Consider the following 15019-nt stretch of genomic DNA (forward strand, 5'->3'; position numbering starts at 1 on the left):
ATACTGTGAGTACGGCGTCCCGCCCCCGGATCGTGTCCCGGATGACCTCCCGGCTGCCCGTCACCGTCGACAAGACGGTGCGGCGGCTGGCCGTCCTGTCGCTGATCGGCCAGACCCTGCTGATCGTGACCGGCGGCGCCGTCCGTCTCACCTCCTCCGGCCTCGGCTGCCCCACCTGGCCGCGGTGCACGGACACCTCCCTTATGAACACCCCGGAGATGGGGATCCACGGCATCATCGAGTTCGGCAACCGGCTACTGACCTTCGCGCTGGCCGCCGTCGCCGTGATGATGCTTGTGTACCTGTGGAATCTGCGCAAGGAACGCCGCGACCTCTTCCTGCTGGCCCTGGGACTGCTGGCCAGCATCCCGGCCCAGGCCGTCATCGGCGGCATCACCGTGCTGACCCAGCTGAACCCGTGGGTTGTCGGCCTGCATTTCCTGGTCTCGATGGCGCTCGTGGTCCTCGCGACCCTGCTCGTAAACCGTGCCTACGGCCGCACCGGCAGGGCCAGGACTACCTGGCTGGCCGCGCTGCCGGGCGCCGCACGCCCGGTGATGACCGCCGTCGTACTCTTCTCCGCGGTGGCAGTCTGCCTGGGCGTTGTGGTCACCGGGGCCGGGCCCCACGCGGGCGACGCCGATGCTCCGCGCAACAACCTGGACTGGGACCTCTTCGCGCACATCCACGCCGTGCCGGCCTATCTCGTGACGGCCGGGGCCCTGTTCGCAGTGTTCCTCGTGCTCCGTGGCGGGATCACCGGGCCGTTCCGCACCGCCGTGGTGATGCTCCTGGGCGTCACCGTGCTGCAGGGCGTCATCGGCTTCACGCAGTATTATAACGGCATCCCCGCCCTGCTCGTCGGAGCGCATATGCTCGGCGCCGCCCTGCTGATGAGCGCAGCCGTCAACGCCGCAGACCTTGCCCGGCACAGCCCGGTGAAGTAACCGCACCGGCCCCGCAAGAACCAAACAACGCGGGGTCACTTACGGCCCATCCCGGCCTTCTGGATGGGCCGTAAGTGACCCCGCGTTGCTGTTGAGAAGGGGATGCGGGCCGGTCGGGGGCGTCGCCCCTGGGTCAGCCGCCCATGACCGGGGAACCGATGAACGGGTCCACGGCCAGGGCGATGAAGAGCAGGGTCAGGTAGCTGATGGAGCCGTGGAAGACCTTCATTGCGCCCTTGTCGGACACATCGCCGTTGTGTGCCCGCGTGTACAGCGCATGGGATTCGTACAGGAACCAGGCACCCGCGACGACGGCGGTCACGGTGTAGACCCAGCCCGCCCCGCCGGCCGGAACCAGCAGCAGGGAGCACACCACCATGGCCCACGCGTACAGGACAACCTGGACCGAAACCACCTTGGCGCCGGCAATGGCGCCGAGCATCGGCACATTGGCGTTGCGGTAGTCTTCGCCGTAACGCATGGACAGCGGCCAGTAGTGCGGCGGCGTCCAGAGGAAGATCACCATAAAGAGAATGGCGGCGGGCCACTCCACGGTGTTGGTCACGGCGGCCCACGCGATCAGCACCGGGAAGCAGCCTGCGGCTCCGCCCCAGACGATGTTCTGCGCGGTGCGGCGCTTGAGGATCATTGTGTAGATGACCACGTAGAAGACGATGGCGCCGAGTCCCAACCAGGCTGCCAGCGGGTTGGCCCCGAACCAGAGGATCGCGATCGCTGCCGCGCCCAGGAGCCAGGAGAAGATGAGGGCTTCGCGCGGGGTGACCTCGCCGGTGACCAGCGGCCGGTTCTCGGTCCGGTGCATCAGCTTGTCGATGTCGCGGTCGATGTAACAGTTGAAAGACCCGGCGCTGCCGGCGGCAAAGGCGCCACCCACGAGGGTCGCCAGGATGAGCCCGATCGGGGGGAACCCGCGCTCCGCATAGATCATGGTGGGCAGGGTGCTGACCAGCAGGAGTTCGATGACGCGGGGTTTCGTGAGTGCCAGGTAGGCCTTGGCTTTGCGGGCGAAGCGCATTCTTCCGGTGATCGAAGAGGCATTTAGCGGCGTATCTGTTGTGCTCACGGTGGCAGTCACTCTGTTCTGTCTGGCTGTTCAGTCCGGCTTGTTGTCGCAACGCGAGTTGCATGTCGAAGGGGTCCACGCGGAGCGCACAGGCGTATCCTCGCCCCCGTTGGTAGCCACGCACCATCATACCGCGGACCTACGCCGCGCCGGGTTGGTACGAGGGCCCCTGCGGAGGGCCCCCGCGGAGGCCCTGCAGTGCTGCCGTGGTTCGGCCAGGTAAACGCGGGCTCACCGCCGCTGCGGACGCCGGTGATTCGGATATGCCCAAATCCCGTCCATTTGGTGAGATATACACTGCCCGGCAGATGGAATAGGGCTAAGCTGTCTGCAGATCAGCGCGCACGGGTGACAGCCGGAACGGCCGTCCCGGCATAGGTGCACCAGCCCGCGCGACTGAATGCATAGATCAACATGAATAGATCAACGTTTCGATGGTGAACGGCTGGTACGTACCGCAGCGGGCACCGAACTGTGCCCGGACGGGACTGACCATACCTCCCGCCGTCAGCACAGAGAGGGGCCCGGTTTTCGTGCCACATTTGGAAGAGCAAGACCTGTCATGGACCAGCCTGGACCAGCGCGCCGTGGACACTGTCCGCGTTCTCGCCGCCGACGCCGTGGAGAAAGTCGGCAACGGCCACCCCGGCACGGCTATGAGCCTGGCTCCGGCCGCGTACCTTCTCTTTCAGAAGCTGATGCGGCATGACCCGAAGAACCCTGATTGGCTGGGCCGGGACCGGTTCGTCCTCTCCCCCGGCCACACCTCCCTCACGCTGTACATCCAGCTTTTCCTCTCCGGCTACGGCCTGGAGCTGGACGACCTGCAGGCGCTGCGCACGTGGGGATCGCTGACCCCAGGCCACCCGGAATACCGGCACACCAAGGGTGTGGAGATCACCACCGGCCCGCTGGGCCAGGGCCTCGCCTCCGCGGTCGGCTTCGCCTACTCCCAGCGCCGGATGCGCGGACTGTTCGACGCCGACGCCGCCGACGGCGTCAGCCCGTTCGACCACACCATCTGGGTCATCGCGTCCGACGGCGACCTGCAGGAAGGCGTCACCTCCGAGGCCTCCTCGCTCGCCGGCCACCAGGAGCTCGGCAACCTCGTGGTCATCTACGACGAGAACCACATCTCCATCGAGGACGACACCGACGTCGCCTTCACCGAGGATGTCCTCAAGCGCTACGAAGCCTACGGCTGGCACACCCAGCGCGTCGACTGGACCCGCACCGGCGAATACAAGGAGGACGTGCAGGAACTCCACGCCGCCCTCCTCGCCGCCAAGGCCGAGACGGGCAAACCGTCCATCATCTCGCTGCGCACCATCATCGGCTACCCTGCCCCGAAGAAGCAGAACACCGGTAAGATCCACGGCTCCGCCCTCGGCGCCGAGGAAGTCGCCGCACTGAAGAAGGTCCTCGGCTTCGACCCGGCCCGCTCCTTCCAGGTGGACGACGATGTCCTGGCCCACACCCGGGAAGCCGCAGTCCGCGGCGCGGCGGCCCGCAGCGGCTGGCAGGCCTCCTTCGAGGCGTGGCAGGACGGCAACCCCGAGGGTGCGGCCCTGCTTGAACGCGTCGAGGCCCGCAAGCTCCCGGCCGGGCTCGACGCCGCCCTCCCGGTCTTCGAGGCCGGCAAAGATGTGTCCACCCGGGCCGCCTCCGGCAAAGTCCTGAACGCCATAGGTCCGGTCTTGCCCGAGCTGTGGGGCGGCTCGGCCGACCTCGCCGAGTCCAACAACACCACTATCGAGGGTTCGCCGTCGTTCATTCCGGCGTCGCGCTCCACGAACGCCTGGAAGGGCAACCCGTACGGCCGCGTCCTGCACTTCGGCATCCGCGAGCATGCAGCGGCCGCTATCGTCAACGGCATTTCCCTGCACGGCCGCACCCGCGCTTTTTCCGGCACGTTCCTGATCTTCAGCGACTACCAGCGCCCGGCCATCCGCCTCGGCGCGCTGATGGGTGTCCCGTCGCTGTATGTCTGGACGCACGACTCGATCGGCCTCGGCGAAGACGGACCCACCCACCAGCCGGTGGAACAGCTCGCCTCACTCCGCGCCATCCCCGGCCTGGATGTTGTCCGCCCGGGCGACGCCAACGAGGTCGCGGCAGCCTGGAAAGTCATGCTGGAAAACCACGCGAACCCGGCCGGCATCGTCTTGACCCGGCAGAACATCCCCACCTACGCCCGCGGAGCGTCCGACGCCGACGGCGATACCTTCGGCTCCACCGACGGCGTCGCCAAGGGAGGGTACGTCCTGGCCGAGGCATCGGCCAACGGTGCGACCGCCAGGGCGCAGGTCATCCTGATCGGCACCGGTTCCGAGGTCCAGCTGGCCGTCAATGCCCGCGAAGCCCTGCAGACCGAAGGCATCCCGACCCGCGTCGTCTCCATGCCCTGCGTGGAGTGGTTCACCAAACAGGACGCCGCCTACCGCGAATCGGTCCTGCCCGCCACGGTCAAGGCCCGGGTCTCCGTCGAAGCCGGACTTGCGCTGGGTTGGCGGGAATTCGTCGGTGACGCGGGACGTTCCATCAGTCTCGAGCACTTCGGCGCCTCGGCGGACTATAAGCGGCTTTTCCAGGAGTTCGGCATCACCGCAGAGGCTGTGGCCGCAGCCGCCAAGGATTCCCTCGCCGGCCTCACGGCCTGACCCAAACTTCACGCTTCCCGGGCTGCCGCCCCAACCAACGGCGGCGGCCCCAGACTTCCAGGAGTTAGACATGACCACCACCCCCACGCAGCAGCTCTCCGACGCCGGAGTTTCCATCTGGCTCGACGACCTGTCCCGCGGACGCCTTGACACCGGCACCCTCCGCAAGCTCATCGAAGAGAAGAACGTTGTCGGCGTCACCACCAACCCGAGCATCTTCCACGCGGCCATCACCGTTGGCCACGATTACGACGCCGTCATCGCCGCCCAGGCCGCGGCCGGCGCCAGCGTCGAAGAGACCGTCTTCGAAATTACCACCACCGACGTAGCCGACGCCTGTGATGTCTTCGCGCCGGTGGCAGCAGCCACCAGGGGCGTCGACGGCCGCGTGTCGATTGAGGTGGATCCCCGCCTTGCGTGGGACACCGCCGGCACCATCACCGAAGCTAAGCACCTATATAAGCGGGTCAACAAGGACAACGTCCTGATCAAGATCCCCGCCACGCTCGAAGGCCTGGAAGCCATCACCGCCACCGTGGCGGCCGGCATCAGCGTCAACGTGACGCTGATCTTCTCCCTTGAGCGGTACCGCGCCGTCATCAACGCCTTCCAGTCCGGCCTCGAGCAGGCCAGGGACAACGGCCACGAACTCGCCACGATCCACTCGGTGGCGTCCTTCTTCGTCTCCCGCGTTGACGCCGAAATCGACAAGCGCCTCGACGCGATCGGCACCGACGAGGCCCGCGCACTCAAGGGCAAGGCCGGCCTGGCCAACGCCCGCCTGGCCTACCAGGTCTACGAGGAGCTGTTCTCCACCGAACGCTGGGGCCTGCTGGCCGACGCCGGTGCCCTTCCGCAGCGTCCGCTGTGGGCGTCCACCGGCGTCAAAGACCCGGCCTACCCGGACACCCTGTACGTCACGGAACTCGTCGCCCCCGGCGTTGTGAACACCATGCCGGAAAAGACACTCGACGCGGCCTTCGACCATGGCACGGTCACGGGCAACACGATCAGCCGCGGCTACGACGCCGCCAACGCCACGCTCAACGCGCTCGATGCCCTCGGCATCTCCTACAACGAGGTCGTCACGCTGCTCGAATCCGAGGGGCTCGACAAGTTCGTGGCCAGCTGGAAGGAACTGCTGGCCGACGTCGAAGGAGCCCTCGCCGCTGCACGGAAGGACGCATAGTCCGCATGACCACTCTCAGCTACGACGCCACGGGCTCAGCCCGTCTGGCCCACGAACAGCACCTCCCGGCCCTGCTGGAGGACAAGGTTGCCACCCGGATCTTTGCCAAGGACTCCACCCTGTGGGGTCCCGACGCCGAGGCCGAGGCGTCGGTCCGGCTCGGCTGGGTCGAGGCGGCCACCGTCTCCCAACTGCTCGTGGCGGACATCCTGGCACTCCGGGAGGCCCTCCGCTCCGAGGGCGTCAACCGGATTGTCCTCTGCGGGATGGGCGGGTCCTCCCTGGCCCCCGAGGTCATTGCCGGGACCGCCGGCGTCGAGCTGACCGTGCTGGACAGCACCGACCCCGAACAGGTCGCGGCGGCCCTGGCGGACCGGCTCGCGGAGACCGCGATCGTGGTCTCCTCGAAGTCCGGCTCCACCCTGGAAACTGACTCGCAGCGCCGGATCTTCGAGCACGCCTTCACCGGGGCGGGCCTCGACGCCAGGAGCCGGATCATCATCGTCACGGATCCCGGCTCCCCGCTGGACAAAGCGGCCCGCGAGGCCGGCTACCGCGCCGTCTTCAACGCGGACCCGAACGTCGGCGGACGCTACTCGGCGCTCACCGCGTTCGGGCTGGTGCCGTGCGGCCTGGCCGGCGTGGACATCCAGGCGTTCCTGGACGAGGCCGAGGAAGCCGCGGAGGTCCTGAATGAGGACGCCGGGGAGAACATCGGTCTGGCCCTCGGCTCCGCGCTGGGCGGCACCAACCCCCTGCGCAACAAGATCGTCATCGCCGAGGACGGCTCCGGGATGGTGGGCTTCGCCGACTGGGCCGAACAGCTCATCGCCGAATCCACCGGCAAGCTCGGCACCGGTGTGCTGCCCGTGGTCGCCGGGCCGGACTCGCCGGAGGCCTCCCTCGGCGCCCCCGATGTCCTCGTCATACGCCTCGTCTCGGCCGATGCCGACGTCGAGCTCGGGGACAACGAAGTGGCTATTGCCGGCGGGCTCCCCACCCAGATGATGGCGTGGGAGTTCGCCACGGCCGTGGCCGGACGACTGCTGGGCATCAACCCCTTCGACCAGCCCGACGTCGAGGCCGCCAAGGTGGCCGCCCGCGGTCTGCTGGACGCCCAGCCCGAACCGTCACCGGCGGCCTTCACCGACGGCGCCATCGAGGTCCGCGGCGGCGACTGGCTCGGCGCTGCGGCAACCGCAGCGGAAGCCGTCAGCGCGCTGCTCGCCGAACTCGGCACGGACGGCTACCTCAGCGTCCAGGCCTACCTCGACCGGCTCGCTTACGCCCCGCTGGAGGGCGTCCGGGATCAGCTGGCGGCCATCAGCGGACGTCCCGTCACCTTCGGCTGGGGCCCGCGCTTCCTGCACTCCACCGGTCAGTTCCACAAGGGCGGACCCTCGATCGGCGCGTTCCTGCAGGTCACGGCCGCCGCTGCCACCGATCTGGCCATCCCGGACCGCCCGTTCACGTTCGGCGAGCTGATCTCGGCGCAGGCCGCCGGGGACGCCCAGGTCCTGTCCGAGCACGGCCGCCCGGTCCTCCGACTGCACCTCACGGACCGCGCCGCCGGCGTCCGGCAGCTCCAGGAGATCGTCTCGACGCTGGCCGGCCAGACCGCACCCTCCACGAGAAGCTAAGGCACCCACGCAACCATGCCAGACACAAAAACCGGCGGCCGGAAGTCCGCGACGCGTTCGGGAAGGTCTGCCCGCAACCCGCTCCGGGACCCGCGGGACCGCCGCCTGAACCGTATCGCCGGACCGTCGTCGCTGGTCCTGTTCGGGGTCACGGGGGACCTCGCCCGCAAGAAACTCATGCCGGCCGTGTATGATCTGGCCAACCGCGGGCTGCTCCCGCCGAGCTTCGCCCTCGTCGGCTTCGCCCGGCGGAAATGGGACGACGATGACTTCGCCGCCGAGGTGAAGGCGTCCGTCAAGGCACACGCCCGCACACCGTTCGACGAAGCCGTGTGGAAGCAGCTCTCCGAGGGCATCCGGTTCGTGCAAGGGGAATTCGACGACGACGACGCCTTCGCGCGGCTCAGCGCCACCATCGATGAGCTCGACGAGCAGCGCGGAACACGCGGGAATCACGCCTTCTACCTGTCCGTCCCGCCGAACGCCTTCGAACTGGTCTGCCGGCAGCTCTCCAAGCACGGGTTGGCGCAGGCCGAGGGCGGCAAATGGCGGCGCGTGGTGATCGAGAAGCCGTTCGGCCACGATCTCGCGTCGGCCCGCCAGCTGAACGACATCGTCGAATCGGTCTTCCCGCCGGACGCCGTCTTCCGGATCGACCACTATCTGGGCAAGGAGACGGTCCAGAACATCCTGGCGCTGCGTTTCGCCAACCAGCTGTTCGAACCGCTCTGGAACGCCAACTACGTGGACCACGTCCAGATCACCATGGCCGAGGACATCGGCACCGGTGGCCGGGCTGGCTACTACGACGGGGTCGGTGCGGCCCGCGACGTCATCCAGAACCACCTGCTCCAGCTCCTGGCGCTGACCGCAATGGAGGAACCGATCTCCTTCAACGCCGATGACCTGCGTGCGGAGAAGGAAAAGGTCCTCGCCGCAGTCCGGCTCCCCGAGGACCTGTCCACCCACTCTGCCCGCGGGCAGTTCACCGGCGGCTGGCAGGGCGGCGAGGAGGTGGTGGGTTACCTGGAGGAGGACGGCATTCCCGCCGACTCCACCACCGAGACGTTCGCCGCGATCCGGGTGGACATCAACACCCGGCGGTGGAGCGGCGTCCCGTTCTACCTGCGCGCCGGCAAAAGGCTGGGCCGCCGGGTGACCGAGATCGCCGTCGTGCTCAAACGGGCGCCGAACCTGCTCTTCACCGACCACGGCGAGGATGACTTCGGCCAGAACGCCGTCGTCATCCGGGTCCAGCCCGACGAGGGCGCCACCATCCGCTTCGGCTCCAAGGTGCCGGGCACCCAGATGGAAGTCCGCGATGTGACGATGGACTTCGGCTACGGCCACTCCTTCACGGAATCCAGCCCCGAAGCGTACGAACGGCTGATCCTGGATGTGCTGCTCGGCGAGCCGCCGCTGTTCCCCCGGCACGCGGAAGTCGAACTGTCCTGGAAGATCCTGGATCCCTTCGAGGACTACTGGGCCAGCCTCGGCACTCAGCCGGAACCCTACGCGCCCGGGAGCTGGGGGCCCGCCTCTGCCGACGAACTGCTTGCCCGTGACGGACGAACCTGGAGAAGGCCATGATTGTAGATCTTCCCGACACCACCACTTCCAAGATTTCCAAGAAACTCATGGCCCTGCGCGAGCAGGGCGGCGTGATTGCGCTGGGCCGGGTGCTCACCCTGGTGGTGGTCACCAAGTCCGGACTGGAAGAGGAGGCCATCGAGGCCGCCAACGAGGCCAGCCGCGAGCACCCCTGCCGGATCATTGTGCTTGCCGACGCCGGCGCCAAGGCCGCGACCAGGCTGGACGCCCAGATCCGGGTGGGCGGCGACGCCGGTGCCTCCGAGGTCATCCTGCTCCGCGGCTACGGCGAACTCGCCGAGGAAAGCGAATCCCTCGTGGCGGCCCTGCTCCTGCCGGACGCCCCGATTGTGGCGTGGTGGCCGCACGGCGCCCCGAAGAACGCCTGCGAGACGTCCATCGGCCGGATCGCGCACCGCCGGATCACGGACTCGGCCAACGAGTCCGATCCGCAGCGCGCCCTGGACAACATCCGCCGCACCTACAAGGCCGGCGACACGGACCTGGCGTGGACCCGCCTGACCAACTGGCGCATCCAGCTGGCCGCGGCCCTGGACCAGGTGGATGACGCACCGGTGACGGCCGTTGCCGTCGAGGGCGCCTCCGACTCCCCCAGCACCATCCTGCTCGCGGCCTGGCTCACCCTCGCCCTGGACGCACCGGTGACCATCGTGGCGGACCCCGCCGGAACCGGAATCCGGCGCGTTCGTCTCTCCCGGTCCGGGGGCGATGTGCAGTTGTTCCGTCCGGGCCTGACCGTAGCCGAGCTGACCCAGCCGGGCCAGCCGTCGCAGCGCATTTCCTTGCCGCGCCGGAGCCTGAAGGACTGCCTCGCCGAAGAACTGCGCCGGCTGGATCCCGACGAAGTATTTGGTGAAGTGATTACTATTGGACTGCCCCGTACCAACCTAAGGAGTGTCCGTCCCAGTGAGCGCTGACCCCAGAGTAAGCATCCATCCCGACTCGACCGTGCTCATGGCCGCCATCGCGGCACGCCTGATAACCAAGCTTGTGGATATCCAGGACAAACACGGCGAGGCGACGGTGGTGCTGACCGGGGGCACGATGGGGATCGGCTCGCTGAGGGCCGTAGCGGAGTCGCCGGCGGCACCGGCCGTTGACTGGTCCAAGGTCAACTTCTGGTGGGGCGACGAACGCTTCGTCGCCGAGGACGACGCCGAGCGCAACGCCCGGCAGGCGCATGAGGCGCTGCTTTCGCACATCGGCGCAGACCCGGCCCGCATCCATGTGCCCGGTTCCGCCGACGACTTCGGCACGCCGGAAGAGGCTGCCGCGGACTACGCCGCCCGGCTCGCCGAGGCCGGTGCGGCGGAGCACGCCGCCGACACGTCCGACGACCGTCCGGAGACACCGGGCCGGCTCCCTCGATTCGACATCGTCCTGCTGGGGGTCGGCCCCGACGCGCATGTGGCGTCGCTGTTCCCCGAGCAGGCCGGCATCCGCGAGAAGGAACTGATGGTGGTGGGCGTCCGCAACTCGCCCAAGCCCCCGCCGGGCCGGGTGTCCCTCACGCTGCCGGCGATCAACACGGCGTCGGAGATCTGGATGGTGGTGGCCGGGGAGGACAAGGCCGGCGCCGTGGGGCTGGCACTGGCGGGCGCTAACCCGGTCCAGGTCCCGGCGGCCGGCCCGCGCGGCCGGAATGAAACTCTGTGGCTCATCGACGAAAACGCGGCGGCCCGGGTCCCGGCACAGCTGGTCCGGAAGGGCTAATCCGGGGGGCTGATCCGGCAGAGCCAGGCAGTCAGGGCTCGTCCGGCAGACCTAATCCGGCAGGGTCCGGGCGGTCTGCACGCGACAACGTCCGAGCGGTGGATCTGCCTGGGATCGACCGAACCATCGGTGAACACCGTTACACAGGAATTCTTAGACATACCTGGCGTAGTTGCGCCGCGTTCCCGGCCGCACGCCGCGGAACTGGCGCAGATGCCCATCGTAGGCCGCCAGTAGCGGGCCCACCGTCATTTCATCATCAATATTCATCGGACCGCTCCTTGTTTTCCAAGCTGTTTTCCAAGCTGATCGGATACAAGAAGTGTCCCGATTATGTGCAGTATGCGAGGGCCTCACACGCAGCCGGAACAGGCTGGCGCCCCGCTCACGCGACCGGACGGCCCATAATCGTAGACTGAGCCGAATAGTTGATGTCGCCGACAAACTTCACCCGGGGGCGGGGCGGTGAAGTCACGCTTGACCAGGTCAGGCATGTTCGCCGCGGCCGAGGCATCAGCCTTGGTCGTCACCCGGAATGGCCGCGACTGGCAGGCCACGAGACCTCCTGGCGCATGATCTGCCGCACCAGCTCGGGCGAACACTCAGTCTGTTCCGCCGCGAGTTCGGCGTGGATTTGACGATACCCGTAGGTATCTTCGGACTCCTCGAAATAGTGTTGGATCCGCGCTGTCAGGGCCTTCCGGCGAGCGGCTCGCACACTGCCGCTGCTCCCGCGCGAAGTAAGTGGCTGCATTTTCAGGAATAGAGTCTCCGCCACTTTCAGTGGACCCCATTTTAGGAGGGCCCACTGTCCGAGAACTCCGTAGCAGTTCAGTTTCCCTTCGGTCGGGGAGAGGGCTACATCTCAGGCGAGGCCACGACGTTGCACAGTTGCACGGGCCCGGTCAGGTCGTCAAGGGCGTGGTTGAGATGATCGATTCGTTCCTGTGCGGCTGCTCTGAGCCTGGTGCCTACGACGGCCCAGTCCGCCGAGGTCGGGTTTGAAGGAAGATCGATCAGGAGTTCTGAAATTTCAATGACGGACATTCCCACCCGTTGAGCCACTCGAATCACCTTGATCCGGCAGGCATCTTCTTCGTTGAAGCGACGTTGATTGCCAGGTGTTCGCTCGCCGGCGATAAGACCATGTTTGTCGTAAAATCGCACGGCCGACGAGTTCACCTTGCTGGCGCGGGCCAAGTCCGAAACTGTCATGGATTTTGTGGGCATTGTTTCGTGGAACCTCTCCAATTGACTTCAACCTTTGTTCAACTTTTAGCATCGATGCATGACCCAACGCAACCAGCTCGATACCCTCCACGTGCACAGAGGACCCATTGCCGGGAGTTCGGTGGCACTTATTGCTGCGAGCATGCTCACTGTCATGGCTGGAGCGACGATCTCCCCTGCGCTGCCGAAGATGGCCGACTACTTCGCTGGGGTTGAGAATTCCGGCTTCCTCGTCAGGCTCGTTGTCACCATCACCGCGCTGTCAATAGCTATCTCAGCTCCCATTCTTGGCTGGCTCAACGATCGGCTCAGTCGATCCCTTGTCCTCAGGGTCTCTGTTGCCCTCTACGTGATAGCGGGTTCGGCAGGGTTGTGGATTGACAATTTGCCGGCGCTCATGGTCTCCCGAACAATCCTCGGTATCGCGGTGGCTGGTGCAATGACGTCGTCTACTGCGCTGATCTCCGAATGGTTCACCGGCGAGCGACGGTCCAGGATGTTTGGCTTTCAAGCCGCTGCGAGCGGGCTCGGCGGGGCGGTGTTCCTGTCCCTGGGTGGAGCACTGGCGGCCGTTAGCTGGAATGCGTCTTTCGCCGTCTACCTCTTGTCACTGCCAGTCGCGATCCTTGTCGCATGGAAAGTCACCGACCCTCCTCCGGCGCCGAAATTCGACGCTGAGCTTCAATCGGTGACGCGCAGTAATGCCACGGGTCTGATTTTGGGAATCGTGGTCCTGGCGTTTGTGATCCAGATCGTCTTTTATGTCGTGCCGACTCAATTGCCCTTTCTCCTCGGCGAGATGGGCGGCAATTCCCCGACCACGGGCCTCGTGATCGGGTGGATGGTCCTGGTTCAGGCCCTCGCCAGCTTGAGCTTCCGATGGGTGTCCCGCCTAGGGTTCCGCCATGTCGCGTTGGTCAGCATGGTTCTGATGTCGGCCGGTATGACAACGGTCGGCGCCTCAGGCGCTACCGCCCAGGTTTTGGTGGGCCTGACGATCTCAGCCCTCGGAGTCGGTCTCGTCATGCCAAATCTCAACTCTTGGATATCGAACCACACCTCGTCTGCGAATCGAGCGCGCGCGATCGGAGCGTTGATCTCCGCCATGTTCCTGGGGCAATTCGTTTCACCCCTCATCGCGGAGCTGGTCATTCGGGGAGGCAACACAGCTCCGGCTTTTCTTGCCGCGGGGTTGCTCTCACTGGTGGCAGCTATCGCCGTCCTCGCCATTTCCACTGCCAACATCCGGCGATCCGCCTCACGAAAGAAGGCCAAGAAATAATGAAGCCCAGGGTTTCCCTCATAATTGATGTCGCCTGCGCCTGGTCACACATCGCATTCGGGCGCGTGACGAGTGTGATCAACGACAAGGGCTGGGATCCAGACACCTACCGGCTTGGGTATTTGCCGCACCAGCTCGACCTATCAGCGACAACGACCGGCGAGCCACTCCTTCGCATGCTCCATGAACGGTTTGGGCCGGGCGTGGACCTGGAGAATGAGCGCGTGCGAGCGATAGCCGTGGAGGAGGGAATCGCTCTCGATTATGAAAACGGCATTCACTCCAACACCTTCGGCGCTCATCGGGCGATCTACGATGCCAGCCAAGCCGGGCGCGGCACATCCATGGTGCGGGCGCTTTTCCGGGCTCATTTCAGCGAGGGAGAGAACATCGCCGACCCATTGTTCCTGATTCTCTGACCCGCAACCACATTTTTTATGGACAAAGGAATTCAATGAAAATCGGAATCATCGTAGGAAGCACCCGCCCGGGACGTCGATCCATCGTGGTCGCCGAATGGGTGAAATCCATTGCAGACAGACGTCAAGGACACGACTTCGCCCTGCTAGACCTGCTCGACTACAACCTCCCCCACCTCAACGAAGCGATCCCCGCAGCCATGGGGAAACCGTACGAACAAGGCCACACACGCGCATGGTCCGAATCAGTCGCGTCCTGCGACGGCTTCATCATCGTCACCCCCGAATACAACCACTCGATTCCGGGAGTTCTGAAGGACGCCTTGGACTACCTGTTTGGCGAGTGGCACAACAAGGCCGTTGGCTTCGTTGGATATGGGCTATTGGGCGGCGCCCGAGCGGTTGAGCACCTGCGAACCATCTCCGCAGAACTGATGCTCGCCGATGTCCGGGCGCAGGTCGCAATATCTCTCTTTACCGACTTTGTCGACATGGAGATTCTCAATCCCGGCGACCACAATGTGGACACCGCGAATCAAATGCTTAATCAACTATTGAGCTGGAGCAGTGCCTTGGGCCAGCTCCGTGATGCCCCGATAGACGCGGCATCGTTCGTCGAAGCCTAAAGAGCGTCGGTGGTTGCGCTCCACAGGGTGACATCGAAACACCCAGGTGGGATTTGCGCTGCGTTTGGGGAACGGCGACCGGTCGCCCTCAGTGCTAGTCCAGCGCTTTCATCGGAGCTGGGCTGAAGGGTGTTGCAACGACCCTTGGAATACGCCGGCATGGGCATGCTCCCGTTCTTCGATTTCACAGCGAACCAGGCCTGGGCGAACCTCGCGGTCCTGGCCGCAGACCTGGTCTCCCGGCTCCAGCTCGCCGCCCTGCCCGAGGGCCACAGGGCACGGGCCTGGAACATCAAACGCTGGCGCTACCGGCTCTTCGCCACCGCCGGGAAGATCATCAGCCGCGCCCGTAAAAGCCGTCTCCTGCTGCCCGCCGCCGCGCCGGAGCAACCCCCGATCAGCACCCTGCTCGAAGCCATCAGCAGAATCGCAGCGGCCGCGGACCGTCCAGCGGCCCTCCTGCGGGCCTTACACGGCAGCCGACGGAAGATCACGAGCAGGAAAAAAGAACACCAACGGGATCAGTGGAAGCCCGCGCCCACCCCGGCGGCCCAGGGACAGCCACGCCCGAAATCCGATTCAGCCCACCGGGACGGCAAACCCGCATCCAGCGCCCCG

12 protein-coding genes and 2 pseudogenes are annotated in these 15019 nt (G+C 66.0%); 11 read left to right on the top strand and 3 right to left on the bottom strand.

Features of this window, described 5'->3' with window-relative positions; translation table 11 throughout:
- The first annotated feature begins 5 nt into the window (after window positions 1-5).
- On the top strand, window positions 6-947 hold the full coding sequence (locus AC50X6_RS10520) for a COX15/CtaA family protein (protein ID WP_494966163.1): 942 nt from the start codon (window positions 6-8) through the stop codon (window positions 945-947).
- A gap of 133 nt (window positions 948-1080) precedes the next feature.
- On the opposite strand, the gene AC50X6_RS10525 is transcribed toward AC50X6_RS10520, so the two are convergent.
- A complete protein-coding gene (locus AC50X6_RS10525; RefSeq protein ID WP_494966164.1) occupies window positions 1081-2043 on the bottom strand; it encodes a heme o synthase in 963 nt (320 codons plus the stop codon).
- 530 nt (window positions 2044-2573) lie between these two features.
- On the opposite strand from AC50X6_RS10525, the gene tkt reads away from it, so the two are divergent.
- From tkt to pgl, 6 genes are all read left to right on the top strand, one after another.
- Window positions 2574-4691: a transketolase gene (gene tkt / locus AC50X6_RS10530; protein ID WP_494966165.1), complete on the top strand. Its 2118-nt coding sequence runs from the start codon at window positions 2574-2576 to the stop codon at window positions 4689-4691.
- Between the two features lie 70 nt (window positions 4692-4761).
- The gene (tal, locus tag AC50X6_RS10535) at window positions 4762-5880 is read left to right on the top strand and encodes a transaldolase (protein ID WP_494966166.1); all 1119 of its coding nucleotides are present in this window, start codon (window positions 4762-4764) and stop codon (window positions 5878-5880) included.
- A gap of 5 nt (window positions 5881-5885) precedes the next feature.
- Window positions 5886-7520: a glucose-6-phosphate isomerase gene (locus tag AC50X6_RS10540; RefSeq protein ID WP_494966167.1), complete on the top strand. Its 1635-nt coding sequence runs from the start codon at window positions 5886-5888 to the stop codon at window positions 7518-7520.
- A gap of 15 nt (window positions 7521-7535) precedes the next feature.
- On the top strand, window positions 7536-9110 hold the full coding sequence (gene zwf, locus AC50X6_RS10545; RefSeq protein WP_494966168.1) for a glucose-6-phosphate dehydrogenase: 1575 nt from the start codon (window positions 7536-7538) through the stop codon (window positions 9108-9110).
- On the top strand, window positions 9107-10048 hold the full coding sequence (locus AC50X6_RS10550; protein ID WP_494966169.1) for a glucose-6-phosphate dehydrogenase assembly protein OpcA: 942 nt from the start codon (window positions 9107-9109) through the stop codon (window positions 10046-10048). The genes zwf and AC50X6_RS10550 overlap by 4 nt, the downstream gene beginning before the upstream one ends.
- Window positions 10038-10844 carry a 6-phosphogluconolactonase gene (gene pgl / locus AC50X6_RS10555; protein ID WP_494966170.1) on the top strand — a complete coding sequence of 269 codons (807 nt, stop codon included), beginning with the start codon at window positions 10038-10040 and terminating at the stop codon, window positions 10842-10844. The genes AC50X6_RS10550 and pgl overlap by 11 nt, the downstream gene beginning before the upstream one ends.
- 424 nt (window positions 10845-11268) lie before the next feature.
- Here pgl and AC50X6_RS10560 read toward each other — a convergent pair.
- Both AC50X6_RS10560 and AC50X6_RS10565 read right to left on the bottom strand, forming a co-directional pair.
- Window positions 11269-11565, bottom strand: a pseudogene (locus tag AC50X6_RS10560) (IS3 family transposase); the annotation flags it as partial.
- A gap of 137 nt (window positions 11566-11702) precedes the next feature.
- A complete protein-coding gene (locus AC50X6_RS10565) occupies window positions 11703-12059 on the bottom strand; it encodes a MerR family transcriptional regulator (RefSeq protein WP_494966171.1) in 357 nt (118 codons plus the stop codon).
- 73 nt (window positions 12060-12132) lie between these two features.
- On the opposite strand from AC50X6_RS10565, the gene AC50X6_RS10570 reads away from it, so the two are divergent.
- The 4 genes and pseudogenes from AC50X6_RS10570 to AC50X6_RS10585 all read left to right on the top strand — a co-directional run.
- The gene (locus AC50X6_RS10570) at window positions 12133-13356 is read left to right on the top strand and encodes an MFS transporter (protein WP_494966172.1); all 1224 of its coding nucleotides are present in this window, start codon (window positions 12133-12135) and stop codon (window positions 13354-13356) included.
- The gene (locus AC50X6_RS10575) at window positions 13356-13775 is read left to right on the top strand and encodes a DsbA family protein (RefSeq protein WP_494966173.1); all 420 of its coding nucleotides are present in this window, start codon (window positions 13356-13358) and stop codon (window positions 13773-13775) included. The genes AC50X6_RS10570 and AC50X6_RS10575 overlap by 1 nt, the downstream gene beginning before the upstream one ends.
- Before the next feature lie 35 nt (window positions 13776-13810).
- Window positions 13811-14401, top strand: coding sequence for an NADPH-dependent FMN reductase (locus AC50X6_RS10580; protein ID WP_494966174.1), 591 nt, complete (start codon window positions 13811-13813; stop codon window positions 14399-14401).
- Between the two features lie 138 nt (window positions 14402-14539).
- Window positions 14540-14866 (top strand): annotated as a pseudogene (locus AC50X6_RS10585) (transposase); the annotation flags it as partial.
- Between the last annotated feature and the right edge of the window lie 153 nt (window positions 14867-15019).

It is taken from the genome of Pseudarthrobacter sp. HLT1-7 (genome assembly GCF_059383435.1).